We start from the raw sequence: 23,445 nt of genomic DNA, 5'->3' as shown, positions 1-23,445 counted from the left end.
AACAGGGAGGGCACTTGTTCGGCATCACCGTCCGCGACCACTTCATGGTCGCGCACAGCTTCCGCGGCGAGGTCTTCGGCCCGGCGCGGCGGCTGCACGGCGCCACCTTCGTCGTGGACGCGACGTTCCGCCGCGCGGAACTCGACGCCGACAACATCGTCGTCGACATCGGGCTCGCCACCCGCGAGCTCGGCGAGGTGCTGCGGGACCTGAACTACCGCAACCTGGACGGCGAACCCGAGTTCGCCGGGGTCAACACCACGACCGAGTACCTCGCGAAGGTCGTCGCCGACCGGCTCGCCGCCCGGGTCCACGCCGGGTCGATGGGGGAGAGCGCGCGCGGCCTGGCGGAGATCGCGGTGACGCTGCACGAGTCGCACATCGCCTGGGCGAGTTACGAGCGCCCGCTATGACCGCCGAGGTCTGCTTCGTCGTCCCCGGTGACATCGACGACCCGGACGTGCCGAGCGGCGGCAACGTCTACGACCGGCGGCTCTGCCAGGAGCTCGCCGGTGCGGGACGGGCCGTCCGGGAGATCCCCGCGCCGGGCGCCTGGCCGCGCCCGGACGCCGCCGCCCGCGCGGACCTCGGCCGGTCGCTTGCCGCGCTGCCGGACGGCGCCGTGGTCCTGATGGACGGCCTGGTCGCGTGCGGTGTCCCGGACGCCGTCGTCCCGCACGCGTCCCGGCTGCGCCTCGCCGTCCTCGTCCACCTGCCCCTCGCCGACGAGGGCGGCGCCGGCCTCGAACCGCTCGAACGCGCCACCCTGCACGCCGCCGGCGCGGTCGTGGCGACCAGCCCGTGGGCGATGAAACGCCTGATCGGGCGGCACGACCTCGACCCCGCGCGGGTGCACGCCGTCGCTCCCGGCGTCGATCCGGCGCCGCTCGCCACCGGCACCGACGGGGCGTCCCGGCTGCTGTGCGTGGCGTCCGTGACCCCGCGCAAGGGGCACGACGTCCTCGTCGAAGCGCTCGCCGCCGTCGCCGACCTGCCGTGGAAGTGCGTCTGCGCCGGGTCCCTGGACCGCGACCCCGGCCAGGTCGCGCGGGTGCGCGAATCGATCGGCCGGCACGGGCTCGGCCACCGCGTGCGCCTCGCGGGACCCCTCACCGGGCTCCGCCTCGACACCGTCTACGGCGCCGCCGACCTCGCCGTCCTGCCCACCCGCTCGGAGACCTACGGCATGGTCGTCACCGAGGCCCTCGCGCGCGGGATCCCCGTCTTGACCAGCGACGCCGACGGCGTCCCCGGCACGCTCGGGCACGCCCCCGACGGCACGGCCCCCGGTCTCCTCGTCCCCCCGGACGACCCGGCCGCGCTCGCCGCGGCCCTGCGCCGCTGGCTGCTGGACCCCGGGCTGCGCGACGGCCTCCGGTCCGCCGCCCGGCTGCGGCGCGGAGCGCTGCACGGCTGGGACGCGACGGCCCGCCGCATGGCCGCCGTGCTGGACGGACTCGGGAAGGACAGGACATGACCGGTTACGCCCCGACCTGGCTGGCGCTGCGGGAGGACGCCGACGCCGCCGCCCGCGCCGGCGAGCTGCTCGTCCCGCTGCGCGCGCACCTGCCGCCGCCCGGCGAACCGCTGGTCATCTGGGACCTCGGCTGCGGCACCGGCGCGCTCGGCCGCTGGCTCGCCCGCCGGCTGCCCGGACCCCAGCACTGGGTCCTGCACGACAGCGACCCCGGCCTGCTGGAGGAGGCGCGCGCCAACGCCTACCGCACCGCCGACGGCACGCCCGCCACCCTCGAGACCCGCGAGGGCGACCTCACCGAACTGCACGCCGCCGACCTCGTCGGCGCGTCCCTGGTCACCGCGTCCGCACTGCTGGACGTCCTCACCGCCGAGCAGGTCGACGGCATCGCCGCCGCCGCGTGCTGCCCCGCGCTGCTGACCCTGTCGGTCGCCGGACGCGTCCGGCTCTTCCCGTCCGACCCGCTGGACGCTGCGATCGGCGCCGCGTTCGACGCCCACCAGCGGCGGGACGGGCTGCTCGGCCCGGACGCCCCGGCCGCCGCCCCCGCGTCGATCCGCCGCCGCGGCGCGACCGTCGCGACGCGGCCCAGCCCCTGGCGGCTCGGGCCCGCGCAGGCGGCGCTCACCCGCGAATGGCTGCGCGGCTGGGTCGGCGCCGCCGTCGAGCAGCGCCCCGACCTCGCCGAACCCGCCGCCGAGTACCTGCGCCGCCGGCTCGGCGAATGCGACGCCGGGCGCCTCACCGCCGAGATCCACCACATCGACCTGCTCGCACTCCCCGGGAGCACATCGTGAAGTTCTGGCCCTGGCTGCGCGTCCTCGCCGCCCTGGCGATCCTCGCCGGCCTGCTGTGGTGGCACAGCACGTCCGCGTTCGTGGCCGCGCTGAAGGCGGTCGACGGTCCGTCCGTCGCCGCCGCCCTGCTCATCGGCCTGTTCAGCACGGTTTGCGCGGCCGCCCGCTGGCGGCTGATCGCCCGTGGACTCGGCCTGCCGCTGCCGCTGCGCGGCGCGGTCGCCGCCTACTACCGGGCGCTGTTCCTGAACGCGGTGCTGCCCGCGGGCGTCCTCGGCGACGTGCACCGCGCGGTCAGCCACGGCCACCGGTCCGGCGACCTCGGACGGGGCGTCCGCGCCGTCGTCCTGGAACGCGCCGCCGGGCAGATCGTCCTGGTGCTCGCGTGCCTGGCCGTCCTGCCGGCCCGCCCGTCGCTGCTGGCGTCATTGAAGCCCGCGCTGATCCCGGCCGTGCTGCTGCTGAGCCTGCTCGCCGCCCTGGCCCGCTGGCGCCACCGCGCCGTCGCCGCCGCGTTCACCGAGGCCCGCGGCGTCCTGGCGGCCTGGCCAGGCATCACCGCGCTGTCGGCCGCGGCCCTCGCCGGCCACCTCGCGCTGTTCGTCGTCGCCGCCCGCGCCGCCGGCTCGCACGCCCCGCTCGTAGAACTGCTGCCGCTGCTCCTGCTGGCGCTGCTGGTCATGGGCCTGCCGATCAACGTCGGCGGCTGGGGCCCCCGCGAGGCCGTGACCGCGCTGGCGTTCGGCGCCGCCGGCCTAGGCTCCGCCGAGGGCCTCACCATCTCCGTCGTCTACGGCGTCCTGACGTTCGTCTCCGCCCTGCCGGGCGCCCTGACCCTGCTGGTCGAGCACCGCGAGGCAGTGCCCGAACGCCCCGACGAGACTCGCGAGCGCGTCCCGGCCCTTGCCGGGGGAGGCCAGTGACGGCCGTCCGATGACCCCCGACGCGGTGTAGCGCGCCATCCCGGCGGTCAGCAGGTGCCGCCGGTCGTCGGCCAGGTGGTCGGCGCGCTCGTATCCGGGCCGCACCAGTTCCGGATGCGCGTGCAGCAGGATGGACGTCTCCAGCTCCCCGGCGTGCATGTCGCTCATCCCGGACGTCTCCATTCCCGCCGCCGCCCGTGCCTCCTCCCACTCGTCCATTCCGGGGAACAGCGCCATGTCCCCGCCGGCCTCCTGGACGACGTTGCCCAGCACGTAATTGCCCCCGTGCCCGTTGACCAGCACCAGCTTCGGCACGCCCGCCCTGCGCAGCGACTCCGCCACGTCCCGCACCACCGCGTGCAGGGTCGCCGCCGAGATGCTGACCGTCCCGGGCCATCCCGCGTGCTCGTGCGAGCAGGAGATCGTCACCGGCGGCAGCAGCCGCACCGGATGCGCCTCCGCGATCTCCGCCGCGACCGTGCAGGCGATCACCGTGTCCGTGGCCAGCGGCAGGAACGGCCCGTGCTGCTCGAAGCTCCCCACCGGCAGCACGGCCACCCGGACGTCCCGTTCCTCCGCGCTCGTGTGCATCGGCACCATGCGTCCCACCCTGCCACGCCGCCCTGCCACGCCGCCCTACTCGCGCCGTCCCGTCGCGCCGGATGACCTGATCGCCGCGACTCGCATTGCTTATCGCCTTTGTCGTACATGATCAGCATGTCCATTATCTGGGTTTCTGGCGGCGGCAGAAGATCTTCGCTTGGGAGTAGTCCGACGCGGGCTTCACGATCTCCGCCCAGCACTGTCCCCAATGTTTGCGATCAGCGCGACATCAGGCGAATTCTCTCGGGAATTGTGATCAACGAAACGATGTCGGACACCTCCGGCAAAGAACAAGATCACTAGTTCGGGGAGAAGTATGATGACAAGCGCGCGAACGGGCATGAGGCTCGCGGTGGCCGGCGCGGCGAGCGGCCTGACCCTGCTGGGCGGCGGCGCCGCCCTGGCGGCCACCGCGCCGCACGGCGGGCCCGTCGGCGCCGGCGACATCTGCCGGTACGAGGTCATCGCGCGGAGCGGCCTGAACGTCCACAAGACGCCGCGGGGCAAGCTGATCCCGCCGCCGCTGAAGTTCGGCCTGCACATCGGCGCGGACTGCAAGGCGAGCAACAACGGCTGGGTCGAGCTGCACCAGGGCGTGCCCAAGAACCAGCTGCACGGCTGGGTCTTCAAGCGCTACCTGAAGCCGATCAAGCCCACCGGCGGCGTCTCCACCGGTGCCGGCGGCACCTCCGCCGCGACGAACCCGATGCTGGCCGGCGCCGGCCTCGGCGCCATCGCGCTGGGCGGCGGCCTCGCCGTCGTGGTCCGCCGCCGCCAGGTGAAGGGCCTTTCCTGAACCTGGGCGCCGAGCGGGGCGCAGCGGCCGGCCAGTGCACCAGCGGGTGCCGGCCGGCCGCCGTCCCCCGCGACGGAGACCGCCCGGGCGCGTCGCCCGTTCGTCCCGCCGCGCGGCGGAGTCCATTTCCCGGAACGGGTGATATTCACCGTCCTTGTCGGCGGATGAACGCATTGTCGATAATGGTGACCTTGTCGCCGGATACAGGACGTCGCTTTGTCGTTGAACAATGAGATTTTCGATGTGCCGACACAACGCTATCCCCAACGTTTGCGACAACGACGGCATGTGCCGAATGCGGAGGGGGCAGCTTGATCAACGACGATGTCGGACACCTCCGGCATCAACAAGATCATTAGTTGGGGGAAGAATGAGGACAAGCGCGCGCACAGGCACGCTGCTCGCGATGGCCGGGGCGGCGAGCGGCCTGACGCTGCTCACCGGCGGCACCGCCGCCCAGGCGGCGGCGCCCGCCACGCCGCACAAGGCGGCCGCGGCCAAGATCTGCCGGTACGAGGTGATCGCGCGGAGCGGCCTGAACGTCCGCACGGGTCCTGGCACCCAGTTCCGGAAGGTGCCGCCTCCGCTGGCGTACGGCAAGCACATCGGCGCCGACTGCACGTCGACCCACGGCTGGACCCGGCTGCGCCAGAGCGTGCCGGCCGGCCAGATCGGCAAGTGGGTCTCCAGGACGTACCTGAAGCCGATCGTGACCGGCGGGGTCTGCCGGTACGAGGTCAACGCGCGGAGCGGCCTGAACGTCCGTGAAACGCCGAACGGCCGCCTGGTGCCGCCGCCGCTGCCGTACCGCAAGCACATCGGCGCCGACTGCACCGCGACGAACGGCTGGGTCCGGCTGCGGCAGAGCGTGCCGGCGAACCAGGTCGGCAAGTGGGTCTTCCGGGCCTACCTCAAGCCGATCACGCCCCGGAGCGGCGTGATGGCCGGTGGCGGCGGCACCTCCGCCTCCACCTCGCGCGACCCGCTGCTGGCCGGGGCCGGCCTCGGCGTCATCGCGCTGGGCGGCGGCGTCGCGATCGCGGCACTCCGCCGCCGGGCGAAGGGCCTCTCCTGAGCCTATGAGCAGAGCAAGGCGCAGCGGCCGGCCGATACACCCGTGGTATTGGCTGGCCGCCGTCCTCATCGCGACAGGAACCGCCCTGTGCGTCGTCGGATTCCGGCTCGACGGCCCCGACGCGCCACCGCAACCGCCCTCGTCCGACCTGGTGGGGAAGGGACCCGAGAACGCCGCCCCGAACCCGGAGCAGGCGCTCTCCCCGTCCGTGCCGCGACGGATCAGGGTCCCGTCCATCAAGGTCGACGCGCCGGTCGTCCCGGTCGCCACCCGCCAGGACGGCGAGCTCGGGGTGCCGCCGCTGAGCAGGGTGGACGAGGTCGGCTGGTACGAGGAGGGCCCGACCCCGGGGGAGAACGGCCGCAGCGTCCTCGTCGGCCACGTCGACTCCAAGACCGAGCCGGGCGTCTTCTACAAGCTCGGCGCGCTCCGCCCGGGCCGCCGCATCGAGGTCGTCCGCAAGGACGGCACCGCGCCGGCCTTCCGCATCGACCGCGTCCAGCGCGTCGCCAAGGACAGGTTCCCGACGGACAAGGTCTACGGGCAGGAAGGGGGCCCGGAACTGCGCCTCATCACCTGCGGCGGCGCCTTCGACCGCAAGCGGGGCCACTACGACGACAACATCATCGTCTACGCGTCCCTGATCCCCGGCGCGCAGAACGCCGCCCAGGGCGCCCACCGCAACACCTGAAACCCGCGCCGGCCCCGGCACCGCGCCCCACCAGAACGCGGCCCGGGGCCGCCGCATGGAATCCTGAAGACGGACCACCCCCGGAGAACGGAGCCCCGATGGCAGGCCCCTCGCCGCGCGACCGGGTCATCGACGAGTGCACCGCCAAGCCCGGCTCGGTGGAGGACTACCCGTTCGGCGACCAGGTGGCCGTCTTCAAGGTCTTCGGGCGCATGTTCGCGCTCGTGTCCCTCGGGCCGCCGCCGGGATCCGTCAGCCTCAAGTGCGACCCCGGCCTGGCCCTCGACCTGCGCGCCCGCCACGCCGCGATCACGCCCGGCTACCACCTGAACAAACGCCACTGGAACACCGTCGCCCTGGACGGCTCCGTCCCCGACGACGAGCTCGACGAACTGATCGACCATTCCTACGACCTGGTGGTGGCCCGCCTGACCAAAGCCCAACGCAACGAACTGCGGACCTGACCGTCAGCGTCCGCGGCCCCGCCGGCGCAGGACGCGGCCCACGAAGGGCGTCAGCGCCAGGACCCCGGCGGCCGCCGCGGCGGCGACCGCCCACGGGCGCCGGTGGACCGGCGTGCGCTCGGCCGGCGGCGCGGGGGCGCGGCGGTACTCCTCGTCCAGGATCTCGTGGAAGCGGCGCGCCCGCTTGTTACCGGACGTGCTCAGGCGCACCTGTCGCGCCTCCCGCCAGTACGCGCGTCCGGGACGCCCGCTGAACATCTCCCGCGAGACGGCCCGGAGACGCACCTCGGGGAGTGCCTTGGTCTCGTACGACATCTGCCACTCAGAAACGATCATGTTGACGTACATGAGCTGGCGGCGTGCCGTGCGGTCCTCGCCTTCGGGAACCGGCCCCCACGCCTCGTCCAGAGCCGGATCGTCCATCGCCATCTTGAGCAACTCAGCAATCGCGATCCGCCGAGCCTCCTCCCGCGCGATCTTCGTGTCGTGCGCCTGGAAGAAGAGGGTGGCGACGATGCCGATGAGAGCGAGGACGGACAGGAGCGCGGACGCGGCGCCGTAGGTCTGACCGATGAAGCTCCACCGCTCCCAGCGGGTGGTCGACCCGCCGAAGGCTCGCAGGGCCCATGGCGACGCGCCGATGAGACCGATGACGAGGAGCGTGCCGAGGCTGATGAGGAGTGTGCTCAGCCTGCTCCGGCCCATGCGAACGGAAGGCATCTACGAACGATAGTTCAGACCGCCGGAGCGGGGAGTGGTGCGACCTCTCGCTCGAAGAATTCAAGCAGGGGTTCGCCTTTGTCGTAGAGGTCGGCTATCTCGGAGGCGGCTGTGCGGATGATGTGGGGCGCCCTGATGCACCGAGCTCCGCATGGCGTCCAATCCGGTAGGTATTGGACGTCATAGAGGATTCGCTTGCCGATGACGACGACCTCGGGCAGTTGGCCTCGGGTTTCGAGCGACGAGAGTTCGCCGGCCTGGAGCACGTTCAGCTCGAAGCCCTCCTCGGCGAGCATCCGGAGGGCGTACAGCTCCCAATGCAGGTAGGGGCTCACCGGGTACTCGACCACGCGGACGCGCCGGATGCTCAACCCCTGGCGCTTGTTGTGGCGTGCTTCGGCGCGGACGGCCTCCCGGTCCTTTTCCAGGAGGCGCAGGGAGTGTTGCCAGTCGCCGGCGGCGAAGGCCCGCCAGCTCGGGTCGTTCAACTCACGGAAGGTCTGGGAGCGCTCCAGCTTCCAGACCACGCCGGTCAGGTCTTCGATGTGACGCGCGAAGTCGCGGTGGTAGGCGGCGTGGTCGAGCATGTCCCCAGGAATGGCCGGGATCTTGTCAAGCATCTCGGATGTCCGGTTTCGCGGCGGACAGCAGCCGGCCCGAAATGATCACCAAGCGCTCGTCGGAGCCGATGCTCACCCCGGGTGGAAGCCGGTCCGAGTAGGCGTTCGTGGCGTCGCGGCCGATGACGGCTATATCGCCGTTGTCCAGTTCCCAGATCTCGGGGCAGTCCTGCGTCGTGCGGCTGTCGCCCACCTCGGCGGCCGTTTTGCCCAGCCTGCGCTGGAACCCCGCGCCATGATCGACTTCCCATGGCCTGGACATGATGTCACTCGCTTCCGGTAGCCGGTACTAGTGGAAATATTCTCACCGGCATGCCGACGCGGCAAGTGTCGCCTTAATCGTCCAAGGAGTACCAACCTGGTCGTATTGGGCAGGAATTCTGCGAGTTCACGGTGACCGAAACGCCGCCTTTCAGGTGTTTTGCCTGGTCGGGTCTTGCCTTCTGCGCAGCCGCGCCTGCCCAAGATGCGATGAGGCGCGTGTGCGCGGTCCTCTTCCGATCAGGCGCGGGACGCGTGGTCACGCCGCGGGCATGAGGGCCCAGATGATTTTGCCTATGTTGTTCGCGGAGGGGCGGACGCCGGTGCCCTTGGCGTAGGCGGCGACGATCGCCAGGCCGCGCCCGTTCAGGGCGTCCATGCCGGCCTCGCGGGGAAGCGGAATCCCGGGCGCCGGATCCCAGCACTCCAGCAGCGGCCCACCGTTGAACGTGGTGATGCGGATCCGGATGTGGCGGCCGGGCGCCGCGTTGACGGCATTGGTCGTGATCTCGCTCATGACGAGGATCGAGTCGTCGACCAGCGGCCGCTCATAACCCCAATTGGTGAGGGCGTACCGGACGAGCTCGCGAGCAAGCGCGACCGAAGAGCCCACTGCGAGCAGGGTCATCCGGATTTCATCCGATTTGGGCATTTGAACCGTCGGAACCTGATCAACCATGATTGCCGTCCTGTTTCTCGTGACTTGAGCACAGGATCGGCCTGATGACGTTAGCGTGCGCTGTATCGAGAAAACCCAGATACACCGGGAGCGGCGATGCGCGCCAGGGAGTTGATCGATCCGAAGTCCTCGATGTGGGCCTGGTTGGCCTTTGACCTTTGGTTTCAGCGCACGCAAAGGAAATTCTCGCTCGCGCAGGTGGGCAGGATCGTGCACGCTGCGCGCGGGACTGTATCCAACTGGGAGGCCGGGCGGCTTCGGCCGAAGGAAGACCACATGAAACGTCTGGACGAGGCCTGGAATACGGGAGGCCACTTCGCGCGGCTGCTCTGGTACGCGCAGACTGGGCACGATCCCGACTGGTTCAAGCAGTATGTCCAGTACGAGGAGGCGGCCGACGTGTTCAAGATCTTCAATGGCAAGAACCTTCCCGTGCTCGTCCAGACCGAGGCGTACGCGCAGGCCATTTTGTGGATGGCGGGCCGCAAGCGGGAAGCGGAGGCCGAGAGCAAGGCTCGTATGAAGCGGCAGTCCATCCTGGCCAGGCCGGAACCGCCGTATGTATGGATCATCATCGACCAGGAGGTTCTTGAGTGCCCGGTGGGCGGTAAGGAGGTGATGCGTGGCCAGATGCGCCGCCTTCTCGACATCGGAGACGATCCGAAGTTGACGGTTCGGGTCGTGCCGAGGATCGCCGGGCCCCACCCGGGACACGATGGCCCGTTCCAACTCCTGACGATCGGCGGGCGGGACGTCGCCTACGCCGGGGCCCAGCTCGGCGGGCGCCTGATCGAGGCTGGAGACGAGACCGCCGGCCTAGGGATAAAGTTTGATCAAATCGGGGCGATCGCCCTGTCTCGGGACGCCTCGCTGGATCTGGTCGCGGAGACGATGAGGGCGTACGAATGATCAAGTGGCGGAAGAGCTCCTATACGGGCAGCGGCAACGACGATGCGTGCGTCGAGGTGGCTGACCTGGGCGGGAGCATTGGGGTGCGGGACTCCAAGGACCCCGAGGGGCCTCGCCTCGGGTTCAGCGCCGACGACTTCGGCGGGTTGCTGGCGCGCATCAGGCGCGGGCAGATGGACCTCGACCAGCGCGTTTCCTGACGGCTGACGCCGGTCCAGGTGGGCGACGAGCCGGTTCGTCCGGCCGCTCGCATGCGGGTGAGGGCACGTCACGGCCCGTAGGATCTGTGTCGCCGTCCGCCGACCTGGAGCGCACCGAACATGACCGTGTGGCACGAACAGCAACACGAGCCGATCACCTGGGAGATGTTCCTGGAGATCGACGAGGACATCAGGCGTGACCTGGAGATCGTCGACGGCTATGTCGTACCGCGGGAGCAGCGCGGACGCGAGCATCAGAAGGTGGCCACCCGTCTGTCCCTAGCGCTCGAACAGGCGGCCGTGCAGCAGATCCGGAGCAGCGGACGCGCGGAGTGCTACGAGACGAACACCGAGGTTGACGTCCTGCTGTGGGAGGTGCCTCCGACGGCGCGAAAGCCGGATGCGCTGCTGCATCGCTGCATACCGGACTTCGAGCAACTGGCGGCCGAGCACGTCCTCATCGTTGTAGAGGTGCTCTCGACCTGGTCGGGGCGGCGCGACCGGGTTCACAAGATGGCCGATTACGCCGACGCGGGCATACCGCACTACTGGCTGGTGTCCTTCGACAAGGTGGGGACGCTGTCCATCGAGCGCTATGCCCTGACAGGTGGGCTCGGGCGGTATGCGCACATCGGGACGACCCATCGCGACATGGGACCTGCGGCGGTGACCGCGTCCGATCCATTCCCGATCGAGATCCTTTGGGAGCACCTGGAAGTCGCTCCCTCTTTGTAGCCGGGCGGCTTTAGGATCTGCGGGCTATGCCTGCGTAGCCGTCTACGGGGTCTCCGGTCAGGTCGGGGTGGACGGGGCGCCACTGGGTGATCTCGACCAGGCCCGGGTCCACCAGGTCGAGGCCGCGGAACAGGCGGGTGATCTGCTCGACCGAGCGGGCCGTCATGGGGGTCGTTCCGTCGGCCTGGTTCCACATCTCGATCGCCTGGTCGGTCCGCTCGCCGTGCACGACGTTCGTCGTGGCGTACAGCGCCAGGTACGACCCGGACGGCAGCGCCGCCACCAGGCGGTCGACGATGTCGAACAGCTGGTCGTGGTCGGGGATGAACTCGGTGATGCCCATGAGCATCAGCGCGACCGGCCGGCCGAAGTCCAGCGTCCGGGCGGCCTCCTTCAGGATGGTGTCGGGGTCGCGCAGGTCGGTGTGGAGGTACTCGCAGGCGCCCTCGGGGCTGCTCGTCAGCAGGGCCCGGGCGTGGACCAGCACGAGCGGGTCGTTGTCGACGTAGACGATCCGGGCCTCGGGCGCCGACCGCTGGGCGACCTCGTGGGTGTTGTCGGCCGTGGGCAGGCCGGTGCCGATGTCGAGGAACTGCCGCACGCCCGCCTCTTCCACCAGGTAGGACACCGCGCGGTTGAGGTACTGGCGGGATTCGCGGGCGAGCCGCGCCACCTCGGGCAGCACGTCCAGGGCCTGGTCGCCCGCCGCCTGGTCGGAGGGGTAGTTGTCCTTCCCGCCGAGCAGGTAGTTCCAGACGCGGGCGGAGTGCGGGACATCCTGGTTGATCTCCGGTTCCGTCATGGGCTCCTCGATCCGGCCGGAACTGTGTCGGGACAGAGCGTAAGGATCGGAGCCGGCCGTCCACAGGGAAAGCGGGGGACCGGATGTGGCCCGGCGGGCTACGGGGTCCAGGTCATGGTTCGTTGGTGGAGGCGCTGGCCGCGGTACCGGAGGCCGGGGACGAGGCGGGCCGGGCCGTGCTCGGTGAAGCCCATGCGCCGGAAGAACGAGAGGGCGCGGGTGTTCTCGCACAGGGTCTGCAGGTGGCAGCCGGGGGAGCCGGTGGACCTGAGCCGGTCGAACCAGGCGGTCATGAGGTTCTCGGCGGCTCCGGTCCCGCGCGCCTCGGGGACGAGGTTGATGTGCAGGTGAGCGGGCCACCGGGGGTCCTCGAAGGCGGCCGCCCTGGGGCGGTGGCGGGCCGCGGCCCACAGCAGGTCCCCGGTGCTGCGCGCGAAGAAGGCCGCGAGGCGGGGGCGCAGCATGAGGTGGTGCCTCCGGATGGCCTCCAGCGTGCGGGCCTCCTCGCTCGGGAGGCGGGACGAGTCGGGGCACCCGGTCAGGCAGCCCACGAGCCGTCCCCCGGACTCGGCGACGAAGAGCGACTCCGGCTCCAGGTCCATGTAGGGGGTGAGGTAGATGGACGCCTCGGACTCCTCGTGGCCCCAGAGGGACCCGGACGGGGAGCCCTCGCGGGCGCGGCCGAACAGGGCGAGCAGTTCCGTGCGGTCACTCTCGGCGAACGGCCGGATCTGCGCCGGCGCGAGGGAACCGGCGCCATCGGGGGGCCAAGCCTTTACGGTCTGTAGGTAAAGCGGGTTCATGTCCACCCCAACGTCCGGGACGGACCGGATGACTCCTGGCGATCAACGATGGGGCTCGCCCCGTCCGGCCGGGGGCCGGGGGCGGATAGCGTTGAGGGCCTATGAGCGCCACTCTCGTTGTCAAAGATCTCGCGGCCGGGCATGGGGACCGTGCGCTGTTCGACGGCCTGGACCTCGTCGTCGCCCCTGGGGACGTCGTCGGGCTCGTCGGCGGCAACGGTGCGGGGAAGTCGACGCTGCTGCGGCTGCTGGCCGGGATCGGGACGCCTGAGCAGGGCGCCGTCCAGCTGAGCCCGGCGTCGGCGGCCGTCGGGTACCTGCCGCAGGAGCCGGAGCGGCGGCCGGGGGAGTCCGTGGCGGGGTTCCTCGCGCGCCGGACGGGCGTGGCGACGGCGCAGGCCGACCTGGACGCGGCGACCGAGGGTCTGGTGGAAGGGCGCGCGGGCGCCGACGACGCCTACGCGGTGGCGCTGGAGCGCTGGCTCGCCCTTGGCGGCGCCGATCTCGAGGACCGGGCCGGTGAGGTCGCGGCCGAGCTGGGCCTCGGGGTCGCGCTCGACCAGCCGATGACCGCGCTGTCCGGCGGGCAGGCGGCGCGGGCGGGCCTGGCGTCGCTGCTGCTCAGCCGGTACGACGTGTTCCTGCTGGACGAGCCCACGAACGACCTCGACCTGGACGGCCTCGATCGGCTGGAGCGGTTCGTCACCGGCCTGCGGGCGGGGACGGTCGTCGTCAGCCACGACCGCGAGTTCCTCGCGAGGACGGCGACCGCCGTCCTCGAACTGGACCTCGTCCAGCGCCAGGTGAACCTGTACGGCGGCGGATACGACGCCTACCTGGCCGAACGGGAGATCGCGCGGCAGCACGCGCGGGCCGAGTACGAGGAGTACGCGGGCAAGCTGTCGGCCCTGCGCGAGCGCGGCCGGATGCAGCGCTCCTGGATGGACAAGGGCGTCCGCAACGCGCGCCGCAAGGCCACCGACAACGACAAGATCGGCCGCAAGTTCCGGTCGGAGGCCAGCGAGAAGCAGGCGGCGAAGGCGCGGCAGACCGAGCGGGCCATCGAGCGGCTGGAGACCGTGGAGGAGCCGCGCAAGGAGTGGGAGCTGCGGATGGAGATCGCCGCGGCGCCCCGGTCCGGCGCGGTGGTGGCGACGCTGCGGGGCGCGGTGGTGCGGCGGGACGCGTTCACGCTGGGGCCGGTGGACCTGGAGATCGGCTGGGCCGACCGGGTCGCGATCACCGGGGCGAACGGCGCGGGCAAGACGACGCTGCTGGGCGCGCTGCTCGGCCGGATCGTCCCGGACGAGGGCGATGCCGCGCTCGGGCCGGGCGTCGTGGTCGGCGAGGTCGACCAGGCGCGCGGCCTGTTCCTCGGGGACGAGCCGCTGCTGGAGGCGTTCGCCGCCGCGTCCGGTCTGGACCCCGAGCCCGCCCGGACCCTGCTGGCGAAGTTCGGCCTGCGCGCCGGCCACGTCCTGCGCCCGGCGGGCACGCTGTCGCCCGGCGAGCGGACCCGCGCCGCCCTCGCCCTGCTCCAGGGCAGGGGCGTCAACCTGCTGGTGCTGGACGAGCCGACCAACCACCTCGATCTCCCGGCGATCGAGCAGCTCGAATCCGCGCTGGACGGCTACACCGGCACGTTGCTGCTGGTCACGCACGACCGCCGGATGCTCCAGGCCGTCCGCACCACCCGCCGCCTCACCGTCGCGGACGGCCGCGTCGCCGACGACCTCGCCCCGGCCGACCGCTGAGGAGGGTCAGAGGGCGTCGATGGCGTCGGGGGACAGGATGTTGGCCAGGACCATGGCGGCGCAGCCGGTGAGGCCGGCCGTCTCGCCGAGGCGGCTCGGCTCGATCCGCAGGCTGCGGGTCGCGAGGACGGTCGAGCGCTGGTAGACGGCCTCGCGCAGGCCGGCGATGAGGGGCTCGTCGGCGCCGACCAGACCGCCGCCGAGGACGACGACGGCGGGGTTCAGCAGGTTGACGGCGGTGGCGACGACCTCGCCGATGCGGCGGCCCGCCTCGCGCAGCAGCGCGACGGTGGCGGGGTCGCCGGAACGGGCGAGGGCGGCCAGGGCGGGCAGGTCGGCCGCGGGGGAGCGGGCGAGCAGGGCGGTGCCGCCCGCGACGGCCTCGACGCAGCCCGTGTTGCCGCAGCGGCACGGCGCCCCGGTGCCGGACGGGACGGGCACGTGGCCGATCTCGCCCGCGGCGCCGAGCGCGCCGCGCTGGATGGCGCCGCCCGCGATCACACCCGCGCCGATCCCGGTGGACACCTTGACGAACAGCAGGTCGCGGACGCCGGGGTGGGCCTGGTGCTCGCCGAGCGCGGCGGTGTTGACCTCGTTGTCGAGGTAGGCGGCGACGCCGAAGCGGTCCCGGACCGGGGGGCCGATCTCGACGCCGTCCCAGCGTCCGGGGACGTGCTCGACGGCGTCGGGGACGCCGAGGCCGACGCCGCGCACCGCGGCCGGGTCGAGGCCGGACCCGGCGAGCAGGTCGGCCCAGTGGTCGAGGAGGCGGGGCAGGGTCTTGCCCGCGGTGGTGTCGGCGGGCGGCGCGTCGACCTGGGCGAGGATGCGGCCGGCGAGGTCGCAGACGGCGAGCTGGCCGCGGGACTGGCCGAGGTTGGCGACCAGCACGGCGCCGCCGGCGGCGTTGAACTCCAGCCGGGCCGGGGGCCTTCCGCCGGTGGACGGCCCGTCCGCGCGCTCGACGACGAGGCCGCGGCCGACCAGGTCGGCGACCCGGGACGCCACGGCGGGGCGGGACAGCCCGGTCACGCGGCCCAGCTCGGCGCGGGTGGCGACGCCGTCCTCGCGGATGAGGCGCAGTACGTCGCCGCTCGTGGACGGGCGGCTGGCGGGACGCGGCATCCGGTCAGTCAAGCACGCGCCCGTTCGGTACGTCCAGTTAGACGAACAGACGGACTTTTGTTAGTTGAAGTTCATAAGTCGCCTTGTATGCGTGACCTATGTCTCGATAGTTTGTCGATCAACTGATCCCCCTGGTCTGGAGCTTGTGATGGCCCTGCAACCCGCCCGCCGACCCGTGTTGCATCCCGTTCTGGAACGCGTCACCCAGCGCGTCGCCGAGCGGAGCGCCGCCCGGCGCACCGCCTACCTCGGCCGCATCGCCGCCGCCCGCACGCAGGGCCCGGCGCGCGGCGGCATGGGCTGCGCGAACCTGGCGCACGGGTTCGCGGCCTGCGGCGTCCAGGACAAGCTGTGGCTGCGCGGGAACGTGACACCGAACATCGCGATCGTTTCCGCCTACAACGACATGCTCTCCGCGCACCAGCCATTGAAGGACTACCCGGACATCCTGAAGGCCGCGATCCGGCAGGCGGGCGGCACCGCGCAGTTCGCCGGCGGCGTCCCGGCGATGTGCGACGGCATCACGCAGGGCCGTGCCGGCATGGAGTTGTCGCTGTTCAGCCGGGACGTGGTGGCGATGGCGACGGCGGTGGCGCTGTCGCACGACATGTTCGACGGCGCGCTGCTGCTCGGGGTGTGCGACAAGATCGTCCCCGGGCTGGTGATCGGCGCGCTGGCGTTCGGGCACCTGCCGGTGATCCTGGTGCCGGCCGGGCCGATGGCGTCCGGGCTGCCGAACGCGCAGAAGGCCAAGGTCCGCAAGCGGTACGCGGCGGGCGAGATCGGGCGGGACGAGCTGCTCGCCGCCGAGGCCGCGTCCTACCATTCGGCGGGCACCTGCACCTTTTACGGGACGGCCAACTCCAACCAGCTGCTGATGGAGGTCATGGGCCTGCACCTGCCGGGCGCCAGCTTCATCCCGCCGGGCACCCCGCTGCGCGACGGGCTGACCGAGGCGGCCGGCCGCCGGGTCCTGAAGCTGACGGACCTCGCCGACGAGTACACCCCGATCGGCGAGCTGCTGGACGAGCGGGCGTTCGCCAACGCGATCGTCGCGCTGCTGGCGACCGGCGGCTCCACCAACCACACGCTGCACCTGGTCGCGATGGCCGCCGCCGCGGGCATCGAACTGACCTGGGACGACTTCGACGAGCTGTCCAAGGTGACGCCGCTGCTCACCCGGCTCTACCCCAACGGGACCGCCGACGTGAACCACTTCCACGCGGCGGGCGGCACCGCGTTCCTGATCGGCGAGCTGATCGACGCCGGGCTACTGCACGAGGACGCCCGGACCGTCGGCGGCGCCACCCTCGCCGCCTACCGCAAGACTCCGCAGATGGAAGGCGGCAAGGTGGTGTGGCATGACGCGCCCACCGAGTCCGGCGACCCGGACGTCCTGCGCCCGGCGGCCGAGCCGTTCGACACCCACGGCGGCCTGCACACCGTGTCCGGCAACCTCGGCCGCGCCGTGATCAAGGTGTCGGCGGTGCGGCCCGAGCACCGCACGGTCGAGGCGCCCGCCCGGGTCTTCGAGTCGCAGGAGGCGCTGCAGGAGGCGTTCGCCGCCGGTGAGCTGGACCGGGACGTCGTCGCGGTCGTCCGGCACCAGGGCCCGCGCGCCAACGGCATGCCGGAGCTGCACCGCCTCACCCCGCCGCTGTCGGTGCTCCAGGACCGCGGGTTCCGGGTCGCGCTGGTCACCGACGGACGCATGTCGGGCGCCTCGGGGGCGGTGCCCGCCGCGATCCACGTGTCACCGGAGGCCGCGGCGGGCGGGCCGCTCGCCCGTGTCCGCGACGGCGACATCGTCCGGCTGGACGCCGACAAGGGGCTGCTCGAGGTGCTCGTCCCGGACGAGGAGTTCGACGCGCGCATCCCGGCCGGCGCGGCGCCGTCCGCGGAGGAGTGGACGGGCACCGGACGCGAGCTGTTCAACACGTTCCGCCGCTCGGTCAGCGCAGCCGAACTGGGCGCCGGGGTGTTCGCGTGAGCGGGGTGTGGCTGGTCGCGGACGTCGGCGGTACCAACGCCCGCTTCGCCCTGGTGGACGGTCCCGACGGCGCCCCCTACCGGGTCGAGTCGCTGCCGACCCGCGAGCACGCGGGGCTGGCGGAGGCCGCGGCCGCCTACCTCGACCGGCACGCCCCGGGCGTCCGCCCGTCGGCGGCGTGCCTGGCCGTGGCGGGTCCCGTCGCGAACGGGACCTACCACCTGACCAACGCCGGCTGGCCGAAGGGCACCCCGCAGGAGGTGGGGGACCGCCTCGGCATCCCGCACCTGGAGATCATCAACGACTTCGAGGCGCTCGCGCTGGCGCTGCCGCGCCTCGGCCCGGACGACGTGGTCCCCGTCGGCCCGGTCGGGCTAAGCGCAGCCGGCCGGGACGAGGCCGCCCCGCTCGCGGTGGTCGGCCCGGGCACCGGGCTCGGTGTCGCCGGGCTCGTCCCGACCCCCGCCGGCTGGGTGCCGCTGCCTGGCGAGGGCGGCCAGGTGGACGTGCCCGCCGCGACCGACCGGGAGCTGGAGGTCGTGCGGCTGCTGCGCGCCGAGTACGGCGCGTCCCGCGCCGAGTCGCTGCTGTCCGGCAGCGGCCTCGCCGCGATCCACCGCTACCTGGCGCTCCTCGACGGCGTGCCGGCCGAGCCCCTCGACCCGGCGCGGATCTGCGCGCACGACGGCGACCCGCGCTGCGCGGAGACCCTCGGGATGTTCTGCGCGCTCCTCGGCTCGCTCGCCGGGAACGTCGCGCTGACGCTCGGCGCGCGCGGCGGCGTCTACCTCGGCGGCGGCATCCTCCCGCGCATCGCCGGCGCCCTCGCGGCCAGCGACTTCCGCGCCCGGTTCGAGGCGAAGCCGCCCGTCGAGGACTACCTGCGGCCCATCCCGACCGCGCTGATCGTCCACCCGCTCCCGGCGCTCGCCGGCGCGGCCGCCCGGCTGGCGCAGAGCCCCGCCGTCCCGGAGATCCTGGAGACCTCATGAACACCGAAGAGCTGTTCGGGCTGGCGCCCGTCGTCCCGGTCGTCGTCCTGGAGGACGCCGGCGCCGCGGTGCCGCTGGCCCGCGCCCTCGTCGAGGGCGGCCTGCCCGCGATCGAGGTGACGCTGCGCACGCCCGCCGCCGTCGAGTCGATCGAGCGGATCGCCGCCGAGGTGCCGGACGCCGTCGTCGGCGCCGGGACGGTCGTCACCGCGCGGGACGCCGAGCGGTCGCTGAAGGCGGGCGCGCGGTTCCTCGTCAGCCCCGGCTGCACGCCCCGGCTGCGCGCCGCGATGGCGGACACGGGCCTGCCGTTCCTGCCGGGCGTCTCCAGCGCGTCCGAGGCGATGGCGCTGCTGGAGGAGGGGATCACCGCGATGAAGTTCTTCCCCGCCGAGCCGGCGGGCGGCGTCCCCTACCTGAAGGCGCTCGGCGGGCCGCTGCCGCAGATCCGGTTCTGCCCGACCGGCGGGATCCGGCTCGGCAACGCCGCCGACTACCTCGCGCTGCCGAACGTCGGCTGCGTCGGTGGCACCTGGCTCACCCCGTCCGACGCCGTCGGCGCCGGCGACTGGGACCGCGTCCGCGCCCTCGCCGCCGAGGCCGCGGGCCTGCGCCGGAGCTGATGTCACATCCGCGGGTCTCCCTCCCGTCTCCTGGGCAGGAGCGAGAACAAGGGAGGCCCGCAATGCAGAGCACGAAGATCCGCGAGATCCTGGACGGCCTGGCCGGGCAGCGCACCGTCCTGCTGACCACCTACCGCAAGGACGGCACGCCGGTCGGGACGCCGGTGAACGTCGTCGTCCGCGGCGACCACGCCTACTTCCGCACCTACGACAAGGCGTACAAGACCAAGCGGCTGGCCCGTAACCCCGAGGTCGAGGTCGCCCCGAGCACCTACAGCGGCAAGGTCACGGGCCCCGCGGTGCACGGCCGTGTGCGGCTGCTCACCGAGGAGGAGGCGAAGCCGATCCGCCGGTTGCTGGCGCGCAAGCACCGCTTCCAGCAGGGCATCGCGGTCCCGCTGGTCCACCGGATGAAGCACTACAGGACGCTGCACTACGAACTGACGCTCGACGCGTGACCGCCGCCCCGGTGCGGGCACGGCCCGGCCCCGAGCCGCGCCCCGCCCGCCGCCGGGACGAGGTCCATCCGCAGCCGCCCGCAGGCGCAGCGGCTCCACACGACGACGCCGTCACTGGTGAGATGCCGGGAAAGGATCCTGCCTCGCTGTGTCATGACGGCAGTCTGCACAGACCGGAACGTTGCCGTCCATTTCACATTTCTTCTGTCATCCGTGCAAAATGATTGCATGGTCGATCTGCGGCGGTTGCACATGCTCCGGCTCGTCCACCAGTACGGGACGGTCACCTCGGCGGCGGACGCGCTGCACCTCACCCCGTCGGCCGTCTCCCACCACCTGCGGGAACTCGCGCGAGAGCTGAAGGTGCCGCTGCTGGAGCCGCAGGGCCGCCGGGTGCGGCTCACCCCGGCCGCGCACCTGCTGATCGAGCACGCCGACGCGATGCTGGCCCGCTGGGAGGAGGCGCTCGGCGACCTGGAGTCGCACCGCGCCGGGGCCGCCGGGCCGCTGCGCATGTGCGGGTTCACCACGGCGGTCGGCGGGCTGGTCGCCCCGGCCGCCGGCGCCCTGCTGCGCGCCGACCCGTCCCTCACGGTCGAGATCCGCGAGTGCGACACCGACGTGGCCCTGGGCCTGCTCGCGGCCGGCGACACCGACGTCGCGGTCATCGAGCCCACCGCGGGCGCGCCGCCGCCCGGCGACCCGCGGTTCGACCGCGAGCCGCTGATGGCGGAGGCGCTCGACCTGATCGTTCCGGCCGGGCACCCGTTCGCGGGCCGCCGCGACGTCCGGCTGGAGGACACCGCGGCCGAGGCGTGGATCAGCGTGCAGCCCGAGGGCTGCGCCCACCACCAGCAGGTCATGGCCTACTGCGCGGCGGCCGGGTTCACGCCCCGGATCACGCACAACGCCACCACCTGGTCGGTGATCTGGGCGCTCGTGGCCAACGGGCTCGGCGTCTCGCTCGTCCCGCGCCTCGCCGACGGCCCGGCCGACCAGCCGGTGGTGCGCGTCCCGCTGTCCGGCGACGCCGTGCCGATGCGGCAGGTGCTGACCTGCGTCCGGCGCGGCAGCCGCGCGAACCCGCTGATCGCCCGCGCCCTCGCCGCGCTCCGCGCCGCCGTCCCGGCCCGCTGCACCCCCGCCCCAGAACGTCCGGTCGCCTGACGTCAGGCGCCGGGGGTCAGGTGGCGGCGGGCGCGGCGGGCGCCGGTCAGCAGCATGGCGGCGCGGACCAGCCAGATCACCAGCGCGACGTGCAGCACCGCGAGCGCCGCCGTGCCCACGCCCACGGTGAACGCCACCGCGAAGAACACGGCGATCATCAGTGGGAACGCCGGGAAGCGCGGGCCGCGCCGGTGCGCCATGTGCCGGTGGTGCCGCCGCAACGGGTGCCCCGGGCCGCCGAACATGAGCGCGGGGCCGAGGTCCCAGGGGACCTCGCCGATGGCCGCCGCGGACCGTTCCGGTTCGGGCAGGCCGGTCGGCGCGGGCAGGTCGCGGACGAGGACGCGCAGGTCGCCGTGCGTCTTGGCGGACAGCACGGCGTCCATGCGCTCGTCGAGTTCACCGCGGTCGAGCCGCCCCGCCGCGAAGTGGTCGTGCAGGGCGACCATCACGGCGTCCCGCTCGGCGTCGCCGATGCGGATGTCGTCCGGGCGAGTCACTGGTCTACTCCTCGTCGTCGGTGGCGGTCGGGCCCGCGTCGGCGTCGGGCGCGTCGTCGGCCAGGATGCGGTACAGGTTCCGGCGGGCCTCCGACAGGACGTCCGTGGCCTGGGCGACCTGCCCGGGCGAGCCGGAGTGGACGATCTGCATCACCGCGGCCCCCGTCTGCGCGGCCTGCTTGAACAGCTCGGGGACGCCCTCGCCGAACTCGGGCGTCATCTCCGCCCACGGCTCGGCGAGCCGCTCGGCGTTCTCCTCGACGTGGGCGCGGCCCTCGTCGGTGAGGTGGAAGGTGCGGCGGCCGCCGCCCTCCTCGCCCGCGATGAGGCCCTCGTCGGCGAGCTGCTGCAGCGCCGGGTAGACCGCGCCGGGGCTCGGCTTCCAGGCGCCGCCGCTGCGCTCGTTGATCTCCTGGATGATCTGGTAGCCGTTGCGGGGCTCCTCGGCCAGCAGGACGAGGATCGCCGCGCGGACGTTGCCCTTGCGGGCCTTCTGCCCCCGCCCCCACGGGCCGCGCCCGCGCGCCCACGGCGCCCGGCCGGGCCCGAATCCGCCGGGTGGTCCCCAGGGGCCGCCGGGGCCGCCGCCGAACATCGGGCCGAAGCCGGGGAACTCGCTGCGGGGCCCGGGGCCGTGGGGGCCGTGATGCCGGGACGCCGCGTGCGCGGCCTTCGCCCCGAGCGCCGCCGCCGCGAACGCCCAGCGCCAGTCGGGTCCGCCGTGCGCGTGTGCCGCTCCCATGTTCTGCACCTTCCTTCTGAGATCTCTCTTTGATCCTTCGCGATACGACAACGATATATCGAAGACGGGTCGGTGCGCCAGATGGTTCCCGGACCGACCGCGACCCGACTGAGGCCCGCACGGCCGGGCCGTACCGACATCCCGGACAAGATCCTTTATTCCGGTCATGGCCGTCTGACCGGCGGAAATGCTGGGTAAACAGCCGTGCGGGGGGACCATGGGGACTCAGGAAGCGGTGACCGCGCAGGACGCCGTCCTCGCCCGGGACGGCTCCGGGACGCGCGGGCGGGCGAGCGGCGAGGTTCTGCTCGGGCTGGCGCTGTTCGGGCTGTACTCCCTGGTGGCGATGCTGCCGGAGCAGGTCAGGGAGCACGCGGCCCGCCGGCACGGCGAACTGGTGTACGGCCTGGAGCGCGCCCTGCACGCCGACGTCGAACCGGCGCTCAACCGCTGGCTGGCCGGACGGCCCGTCTGGCGGCTGCTCGCCGACTACGAGTACGCCACCACCTACGCCGTGGCGACGCTCGCGCTGCTGGTCTGGCTGTACCTGCGGCATCCCGAGCGGTACCGGACGGCGCGCAACGCGTTCGTCATCCTCAACGTCGTCGCGATCGCGTGCTTCGCGCTGTTCCCGGTGGCGCCGCCCCGGCTGCTGGGCGATCCCGGCTTCGTCGACACCGTGCGGCTCGGCCGGACCTGGGGGTCGTGGGGCTCGCCGCTGATCGGGCACGCGGACCGGCTCGCGGCCGTCCCGTCCCTGCACATGGCCTGGACGCTGTGGGCCGGCGTCGAACTGGCGCGGGTGAAGGCGCTGCGGTGGGTCCGCGCCCTGAACGGCGCGCACATCGCGGTGACCGCGTACGTCATCGTCGCCACGGCCAACCACTACGTCCTGGACGCGGTCGCGGCCGTCCCGCTGGTGGCGCTGTCGGTGCTCACCGCCGAACGGCTGGCGGCCCGGCCGCCGGCGGCCGAGCGCGTCCCGGCGCAGGACGCGTTCTTCCTGGCGGTGGAGACCGGCGCCGCGCCGCAGCACACGGGCGGCGTCATCATGCTCGACACCTCGCGCCGCGCGCTCGGCCGCGACGACCTGGTCCGGCTGATCGGCGACCGGCTCGACCGGCTGCCGCGGTTCCGGCAGCGGCTCGCCGACCGGGGCCGGTGGCGCCGGCCGGTCTGGCTCGACCACCCCGCCGTCGACTGGTCCTGGCACGTCACCGAGCGCGACGTCGACGGCATGGACGGCCTGCGCGCGATGATCGCCGAGATCCAGGCCGAGCCGCTGCCCCGCGACCGGCCGCTGTGGCGGATGATCCTGGTCAACGGGGCCGCGCCCGGCCGCACCACGCTGGTGTTCCTGATGCACCACGTCGTCGCGGACGGCGTCGGCGTGGTCGCGCAGGCCATCTCGCTGATGGAGCCCGCCGCGCCCGCCCCGTCCGGTGGCGGGGGGACGGAGCCGCGGCGCCGCCGCGTCCGGGAGGCGCTCGGCGGCCCGCGCGCGCTGGCGCAGCTCGCCGAGGACATCGGGGTCGGCGC

Annotated in this window: 28 protein-coding genes and 1 pseudogene; 18 read left to right on the top strand and 11 right to left on the bottom strand. The window is 72.9% G+C overall.

Features of this window, described 5'->3' with window-relative positions:
- Positions 1–14: 14 nt before the first annotated feature.
- From ABD296_RS32105 to ABD296_RS32090, 4 genes and pseudogenes are all read left to right on the top strand, one after another.
- Positions 15–413 (top strand): 6-pyruvoyl trahydropterin synthase family protein, encoded by a 399-nt coding sequence (locus ABD296_RS32105; RefSeq protein ID WP_344275766.1) that lies wholly within the window; start codon positions 15–17, stop codon positions 411–413.
- Positions 410–1,477 carry a glycosyltransferase family 4 protein gene (locus ABD296_RS32100; RefSeq protein ID WP_344275763.1) on the top strand — a complete coding sequence of 356 codons (1,068 nt, stop codon included), beginning with the start codon at positions 410–412 and terminating at the stop codon, positions 1,475–1,477. The genes ABD296_RS32105 and ABD296_RS32100 overlap by 4 nt, the downstream gene beginning before the upstream one ends.
- Complete coding sequence (locus ABD296_RS32095) at positions 1,474–2,274, top strand: class I SAM-dependent methyltransferase (protein WP_344275760.1); 801 nt, start codon at positions 1,474–1,476, stop codon at positions 2,272–2,274. Before ABD296_RS32100 ends, ABD296_RS32095 begins: the two co-directional genes overlap by 4 nt.
- A pseudogene (locus tag ABD296_RS32090) lies at positions 2,202–3,041 on the top strand (lysylphosphatidylglycerol synthase transmembrane domain-containing protein); the annotation flags it as partial. The gene ABD296_RS32095 and the pseudogene ABD296_RS32090, both read left to right, overlap by 73 nt.
- Here the strand turns inward: ABD296_RS32090 and ABD296_RS32085 are convergent.
- Positions 3,030–3,797, bottom strand: coding sequence for a creatininase family protein (locus ABD296_RS32085; RefSeq protein ID WP_407061536.1), 768 nt, complete (start codon positions 3,795–3,797; stop codon positions 3,030–3,032). The pseudogene ABD296_RS32090 and the gene ABD296_RS32085 overlap by 12 nt on opposite strands.
- Positions 3,798–4,140: 343 nt before the next feature.
- Here ABD296_RS32085 and ABD296_RS32080 point away from each other — a divergent pair, with 343 nt between their 5' ends.
- From ABD296_RS32080 to ABD296_RS32065, 4 genes are all read left to right on the top strand, one after another.
- Positions 4,141–4,596 carry a hypothetical protein gene (locus ABD296_RS32080; RefSeq protein WP_344275756.1) on the top strand — a complete coding sequence of 152 codons (456 nt, stop codon included), beginning with the start codon at positions 4,141–4,143 and terminating at the stop codon, positions 4,594–4,596.
- Positions 4,597–4,966: 370 nt separating this feature from the next.
- Positions 4,967–5,671 (top strand): SH3 domain-containing protein, encoded by a 705-nt coding sequence (locus ABD296_RS32075; RefSeq protein ID WP_344275753.1) that lies wholly within the window; start codon positions 4,967–4,969, stop codon positions 5,669–5,671.
- A 4-nt stretch (positions 5,672–5,675) separates the two neighbouring features.
- Entirely contained in the window at positions 5,676–6,362 is a 687-nt protein-coding gene (locus ABD296_RS32070) for a class F sortase (protein WP_344275750.1), read from the top strand.
- 98 nt (positions 6,363–6,460) lie between these two features.
- Positions 6,461–6,826, top strand: a complete 366-nt coding sequence (locus tag ABD296_RS32065) for an MmcQ/YjbR family DNA-binding protein (RefSeq protein WP_344275747.1) — start codon at positions 6,461–6,463, stop codon at positions 6,824–6,826.
- 3 nt (positions 6,827–6,829) lie between these two features.
- Here the strand turns inward: ABD296_RS32065 and ABD296_RS32060 are convergent, their stop codons facing one another.
- From ABD296_RS32060 to ABD296_RS32045, 4 genes are all read right to left on the bottom strand, one after another.
- Positions 6,830–7,546, bottom strand: a complete 717-nt coding sequence (locus ABD296_RS32060; protein ID WP_344275744.1) for a DUF6082 family protein — start codon at positions 7,544–7,546, stop codon at positions 6,830–6,832.
- Positions 7,547–7,560: 14 nt separating this feature from the next.
- Entirely contained in the window at positions 7,561–8,166 is a 606-nt protein-coding gene (locus tag ABD296_RS32055) for a DUF6879 family protein (RefSeq protein WP_344275741.1), read from the bottom strand.
- On the bottom strand, positions 8,159–8,428 hold the full coding sequence (locus ABD296_RS32050) for a hypothetical protein (RefSeq protein ID WP_344275738.1): 270 nt from the start codon (positions 8,426–8,428) through the stop codon (positions 8,159–8,161). Before ABD296_RS32050 ends, ABD296_RS32055 begins: the two co-directional genes overlap by 8 nt.
- Before the next feature lie 258 nt (positions 8,429–8,686).
- Positions 8,687–9,106: an ATP-binding protein gene (locus ABD296_RS32045; RefSeq protein WP_344275736.1), complete on the bottom strand. Its 420-nt coding sequence runs from the start codon at positions 9,104–9,106 to the stop codon at positions 8,687–8,689.
- A 96-nt stretch (positions 9,107–9,202) separates the two neighbouring features.
- On the opposite strand from ABD296_RS32045, the gene ABD296_RS32040 reads away from it, so the two are divergent.
- The 3 genes from ABD296_RS32040 (at position 9,203) to ABD296_RS32030 (ending at position 10,950) form a co-directional block, all read left to right on the top strand.
- The gene (locus ABD296_RS32040) at positions 9,203–10,015 is read left to right on the top strand and encodes a helix-turn-helix domain-containing protein (RefSeq protein WP_344275734.1); all 813 of its coding nucleotides are present in this window, start codon (positions 9,203–9,205) and stop codon (positions 10,013–10,015) included.
- Complete coding sequence (locus ABD296_RS32035) at positions 10,012–10,215, top strand: DUF397 domain-containing protein (protein WP_344275731.1); 204 nt, start codon at positions 10,012–10,014, stop codon at positions 10,213–10,215. Before ABD296_RS32040 ends, ABD296_RS32035 begins: the two co-directional genes overlap by 4 nt.
- A gap of 120 nt (positions 10,216–10,335) precedes the next feature.
- Positions 10,336–10,950 (top strand): Uma2 family endonuclease, encoded by a 615-nt coding sequence (locus ABD296_RS32030; RefSeq protein ID WP_344275728.1) that lies wholly within the window; start codon positions 10,336–10,338, stop codon positions 10,948–10,950.
- A gap of 10 nt (positions 10,951–10,960) precedes the next feature.
- On the opposite strand, the gene ABD296_RS32025 is transcribed toward ABD296_RS32030, so the two are convergent.
- Both ABD296_RS32025 and ABD296_RS32020 read right to left on the bottom strand, forming a co-directional pair.
- Complete coding sequence (locus ABD296_RS32025) at positions 10,961–11,752, bottom strand: SAM-dependent methyltransferase (RefSeq protein ID WP_344275725.1); 792 nt, start codon at positions 11,750–11,752, stop codon at positions 10,961–10,963.
- A gap of 98 nt (positions 11,753–11,850) precedes the next feature.
- Positions 11,851–12,555 (bottom strand): GNAT family N-acetyltransferase, encoded by a 705-nt coding sequence (locus tag ABD296_RS32020; RefSeq protein WP_344275722.1) that lies wholly within the window; start codon positions 12,553–12,555, stop codon positions 11,851–11,853.
- Between the two features lie 101 nt (positions 12,556–12,656).
- Between ABD296_RS32020 and ABD296_RS32015 the strand changes: the two genes are divergently transcribed.
- The gene (locus ABD296_RS32015) at positions 12,657–14,309 is read left to right on the top strand and encodes an ABC-F family ATP-binding cassette domain-containing protein (RefSeq protein ID WP_344275719.1); all 1,653 of its coding nucleotides are present in this window, start codon (positions 12,657–12,659) and stop codon (positions 14,307–14,309) included.
- A gap of 6 nt (positions 14,310–14,315) precedes the next feature.
- Here ABD296_RS32015 and ABD296_RS32010 read toward each other — a convergent pair whose 3' ends face one another.
- On the bottom strand, positions 14,316–15,434 hold the full coding sequence (locus tag ABD296_RS32010) for an ROK family transcriptional regulator (protein ID WP_344275716.1): 1,119 nt from the start codon (positions 15,432–15,434) through the stop codon (positions 14,316–14,318).
- 148 nt (positions 15,435–15,582) lie between these two features.
- Here ABD296_RS32010 and edd point away from each other — a divergent pair, with 148 nt between their 5' ends.
- The 4 genes from edd to ABD296_RS31990 all read left to right on the top strand — a co-directional run bounded on the left by edd (position 15,583) and on the right by ABD296_RS31990 (position 19,497).
- Positions 15,583–17,424: a phosphogluconate dehydratase gene (gene edd / locus ABD296_RS32005; RefSeq protein ID WP_344275713.1), complete on the top strand. Its 1,842-nt coding sequence runs from the start codon at positions 15,583–15,585 to the stop codon at positions 17,422–17,424.
- Entirely contained in the window at positions 17,421–18,416 is a 996-nt protein-coding gene (gene glk / locus ABD296_RS32000) for a glucokinase (protein ID WP_344275710.1), read from the top strand. Before edd ends, glk begins: the two co-directional genes overlap by 4 nt.
- Positions 18,413–19,039 (top strand): bifunctional 4-hydroxy-2-oxoglutarate aldolase/2-dehydro-3-deoxy-phosphogluconate aldolase, encoded by a 627-nt coding sequence (eda, locus tag ABD296_RS31995; RefSeq protein WP_344275707.1) that lies wholly within the window; start codon positions 18,413–18,415, stop codon positions 19,037–19,039. Before glk ends, eda begins: the two co-directional genes overlap by 4 nt.
- A gap of 62 nt (positions 19,040–19,101) precedes the next feature.
- On the top strand, positions 19,102–19,497 hold the full coding sequence (locus ABD296_RS31990) for a PPOX class F420-dependent oxidoreductase (RefSeq protein WP_344275704.1): 396 nt from the start codon (positions 19,102–19,104) through the stop codon (positions 19,495–19,497).
- Here the strand turns inward: ABD296_RS31990 and ABD296_RS31985 are convergent.
- A complete protein-coding gene (locus tag ABD296_RS31985) occupies positions 19,473–19,652 on the bottom strand; it encodes a hypothetical protein (RefSeq protein ID WP_344275701.1) in 180 nt (59 codons plus the stop codon). The two genes, ABD296_RS31990 and ABD296_RS31985, sit on opposite strands and share 25 nt — an antisense overlap.
- Positions 19,653–19,725: 73 nt before the next feature.
- On the opposite strand from ABD296_RS31985, the gene ABD296_RS31980 reads away from it, so the two are divergent.
- Complete coding sequence (locus ABD296_RS31980; RefSeq protein WP_344275698.1) at positions 19,726–20,664, top strand: LysR family transcriptional regulator; 939 nt, start codon at positions 19,726–19,728, stop codon at positions 20,662–20,664.
- Between the two features lie 2 nt (positions 20,665–20,666).
- Here the strand turns inward: ABD296_RS31980 and ABD296_RS31975 are convergent, their stop codons facing one another.
- Together ABD296_RS31975 and ABD296_RS31970 are read right to left on the bottom strand one after the other, a co-directional pair.
- Complete coding sequence (locus ABD296_RS31975; protein ID WP_344275696.1) at positions 20,667–21,164, bottom strand: DUF1707 SHOCT-like domain-containing protein; 498 nt, start codon at positions 21,162–21,164, stop codon at positions 20,667–20,669.
- Between the two features lie 4 nt (positions 21,165–21,168).
- Positions 21,169–21,906 carry a PadR family transcriptional regulator gene (locus tag ABD296_RS31970; RefSeq protein WP_344275693.1) on the bottom strand — a complete coding sequence of 246 codons (738 nt, stop codon included), beginning with the start codon at positions 21,904–21,906 and terminating at the stop codon, positions 21,169–21,171.
- A gap of 217 nt (positions 21,907–22,123) precedes the next feature.
- Here ABD296_RS31970 and ABD296_RS31965 point away from each other — a divergent pair.
- The coding region (locus ABD296_RS31965) for a bifunctional phosphatase PAP2/O-acyltransferase family protein (protein ID WP_344275690.1) at positions 22,124–23,445 on the top strand (1,322 nt) is incomplete at its 3' end.

Origin of the sequence: Actinomadura napierensis (genome assembly GCF_039529375.1) — a bacterium.
GTDB classification, from domain to species: Bacteria; Actinomycetota; Actinomycetes; order Streptosporangiales; family Streptosporangiaceae; genus Spirillospora; species Spirillospora napierensis.
The sequence above is the reverse complement of the archived record's forward strand: the minus strand, read 5'-3'. Positions and strand labels throughout refer to the sequence as shown.

Excerpts from the sequence above, each read along its gene's own strand:
- ABD296_RS32100 (WP_344275763.1), top strand. The coding sequence starts at position 410 with ATGACCGCCGAGGTCTGCTTCGTCGTCCCCGGTGACATCGACGACCCG.
- ABD296_RS32095 (WP_344275760.1), top strand. The coding sequence starts at position 1,474 with ATGACCGGTTACGCCCCGACCTGGCTGGCGCTGCGGGAGGACGCCGAC.
- ABD296_RS32085 (WP_407061536.1), bottom strand. The coding sequence starts at position 3,797 with ATGGTGCCGATGCACACGAGCGCGGAGGAACGGGACGTCCGGGTGGCC.
- ABD296_RS32080 (WP_344275756.1), top strand. The coding sequence starts at position 4,141 with ATGAGGCTCGCGGTGGCCGGCGCGGCGAGCGGCCTGACCCTGCTGGGC.
- ABD296_RS32075 (WP_344275753.1), top strand. The coding sequence starts at position 4,967 with ATGAGGACAAGCGCGCGCACAGGCACGCTGCTCGCGATGGCCGGGGCG.
- ABD296_RS32070 (WP_344275750.1), top strand. The coding sequence starts at position 5,676 with ATGAGCAGAGCAAGGCGCAGCGGCCGGCCGATACACCCGTGGTATTGG.
- ABD296_RS32065 (WP_344275747.1), top strand. The coding sequence starts at position 6,461 with ATGGCAGGCCCCTCGCCGCGCGACCGGGTCATCGACGAGTGCACCGCC.
- ABD296_RS32060 (WP_344275744.1), bottom strand. The coding sequence starts at position 7,546 with ATGCCTTCCGTTCGCATGGGCCGGAGCAGGCTGAGCACACTCCTCATC.
- ABD296_RS32055 (WP_344275741.1), bottom strand. The coding sequence starts at position 8,166 with ATGCTTGACAAGATCCCGGCCATTCCTGGGGACATGCTCGACCACGCC.
- ABD296_RS32050 (WP_344275738.1), bottom strand. The coding sequence starts at position 8,428 with ATGTCCAGGCCATGGGAAGTCGATCATGGCGCGGGGTTCCAGCGCAGG.
- ABD296_RS32045 (WP_344275736.1), bottom strand. The coding sequence starts at position 9,106 with ATGGTTGATCAGGTTCCGACGGTTCAAATGCCCAAATCGGATGAAATC.
- ABD296_RS32040 (WP_344275734.1), top strand. The coding sequence starts at position 9,203 with ATGCGCGCCAGGGAGTTGATCGATCCGAAGTCCTCGATGTGGGCCTGG.
- ABD296_RS32035 (WP_344275731.1), top strand. The coding sequence starts at position 10,012 with ATGATCAAGTGGCGGAAGAGCTCCTATACGGGCAGCGGCAACGACGAT.
- ABD296_RS32030 (WP_344275728.1), top strand. The coding sequence starts at position 10,336 with ATGACCGTGTGGCACGAACAGCAACACGAGCCGATCACCTGGGAGATG.
- ABD296_RS32025 (WP_344275725.1), bottom strand. The coding sequence starts at position 11,752 with ATGACGGAACCGGAGATCAACCAGGATGTCCCGCACTCCGCCCGCGTC.
- ABD296_RS32020 (WP_344275722.1), bottom strand. The coding sequence starts at position 12,555 with ATGAACCCGCTTTACCTACAGACCGTAAAGGCTTGGCCCCCCGATGGC.
- ABD296_RS32015 (WP_344275719.1), top strand. The coding sequence starts at position 12,657 with ATGAGCGCCACTCTCGTTGTCAAAGATCTCGCGGCCGGGCATGGGGAC.
- ABD296_RS32010 (WP_344275716.1), bottom strand. The coding sequence starts at position 15,434 with ATGCCGCGTCCCGCCAGCCGCCCGTCCACGAGCGGCGACGTACTGCGC.
- edd (WP_344275713.1), top strand. The coding sequence starts at position 15,583 with ATGGCCCTGCAACCCGCCCGCCGACCCGTGTTGCATCCCGTTCTGGAA.
- eda (WP_344275707.1), top strand. The coding sequence starts at position 18,413 with ATGAACACCGAAGAGCTGTTCGGGCTGGCGCCCGTCGTCCCGGTCGTC.
- ABD296_RS31990 (WP_344275704.1), top strand. The coding sequence starts at position 19,102 with ATGCAGAGCACGAAGATCCGCGAGATCCTGGACGGCCTGGCCGGGCAG.
- ABD296_RS31985 (WP_344275701.1), bottom strand. The coding sequence starts at position 19,652 with ATGACACAGCGAGGCAGGATCCTTTCCCGGCATCTCACCAGTGACGGC.
- ABD296_RS31980 (WP_344275698.1), top strand. The coding sequence starts at position 19,726 with ATGGTCGATCTGCGGCGGTTGCACATGCTCCGGCTCGTCCACCAGTAC.
- ABD296_RS31970 (WP_344275693.1), bottom strand. The coding sequence starts at position 21,906 with ATGGGAGCGGCACACGCGCACGGCGGACCCGACTGGCGCTGGGCGTTC.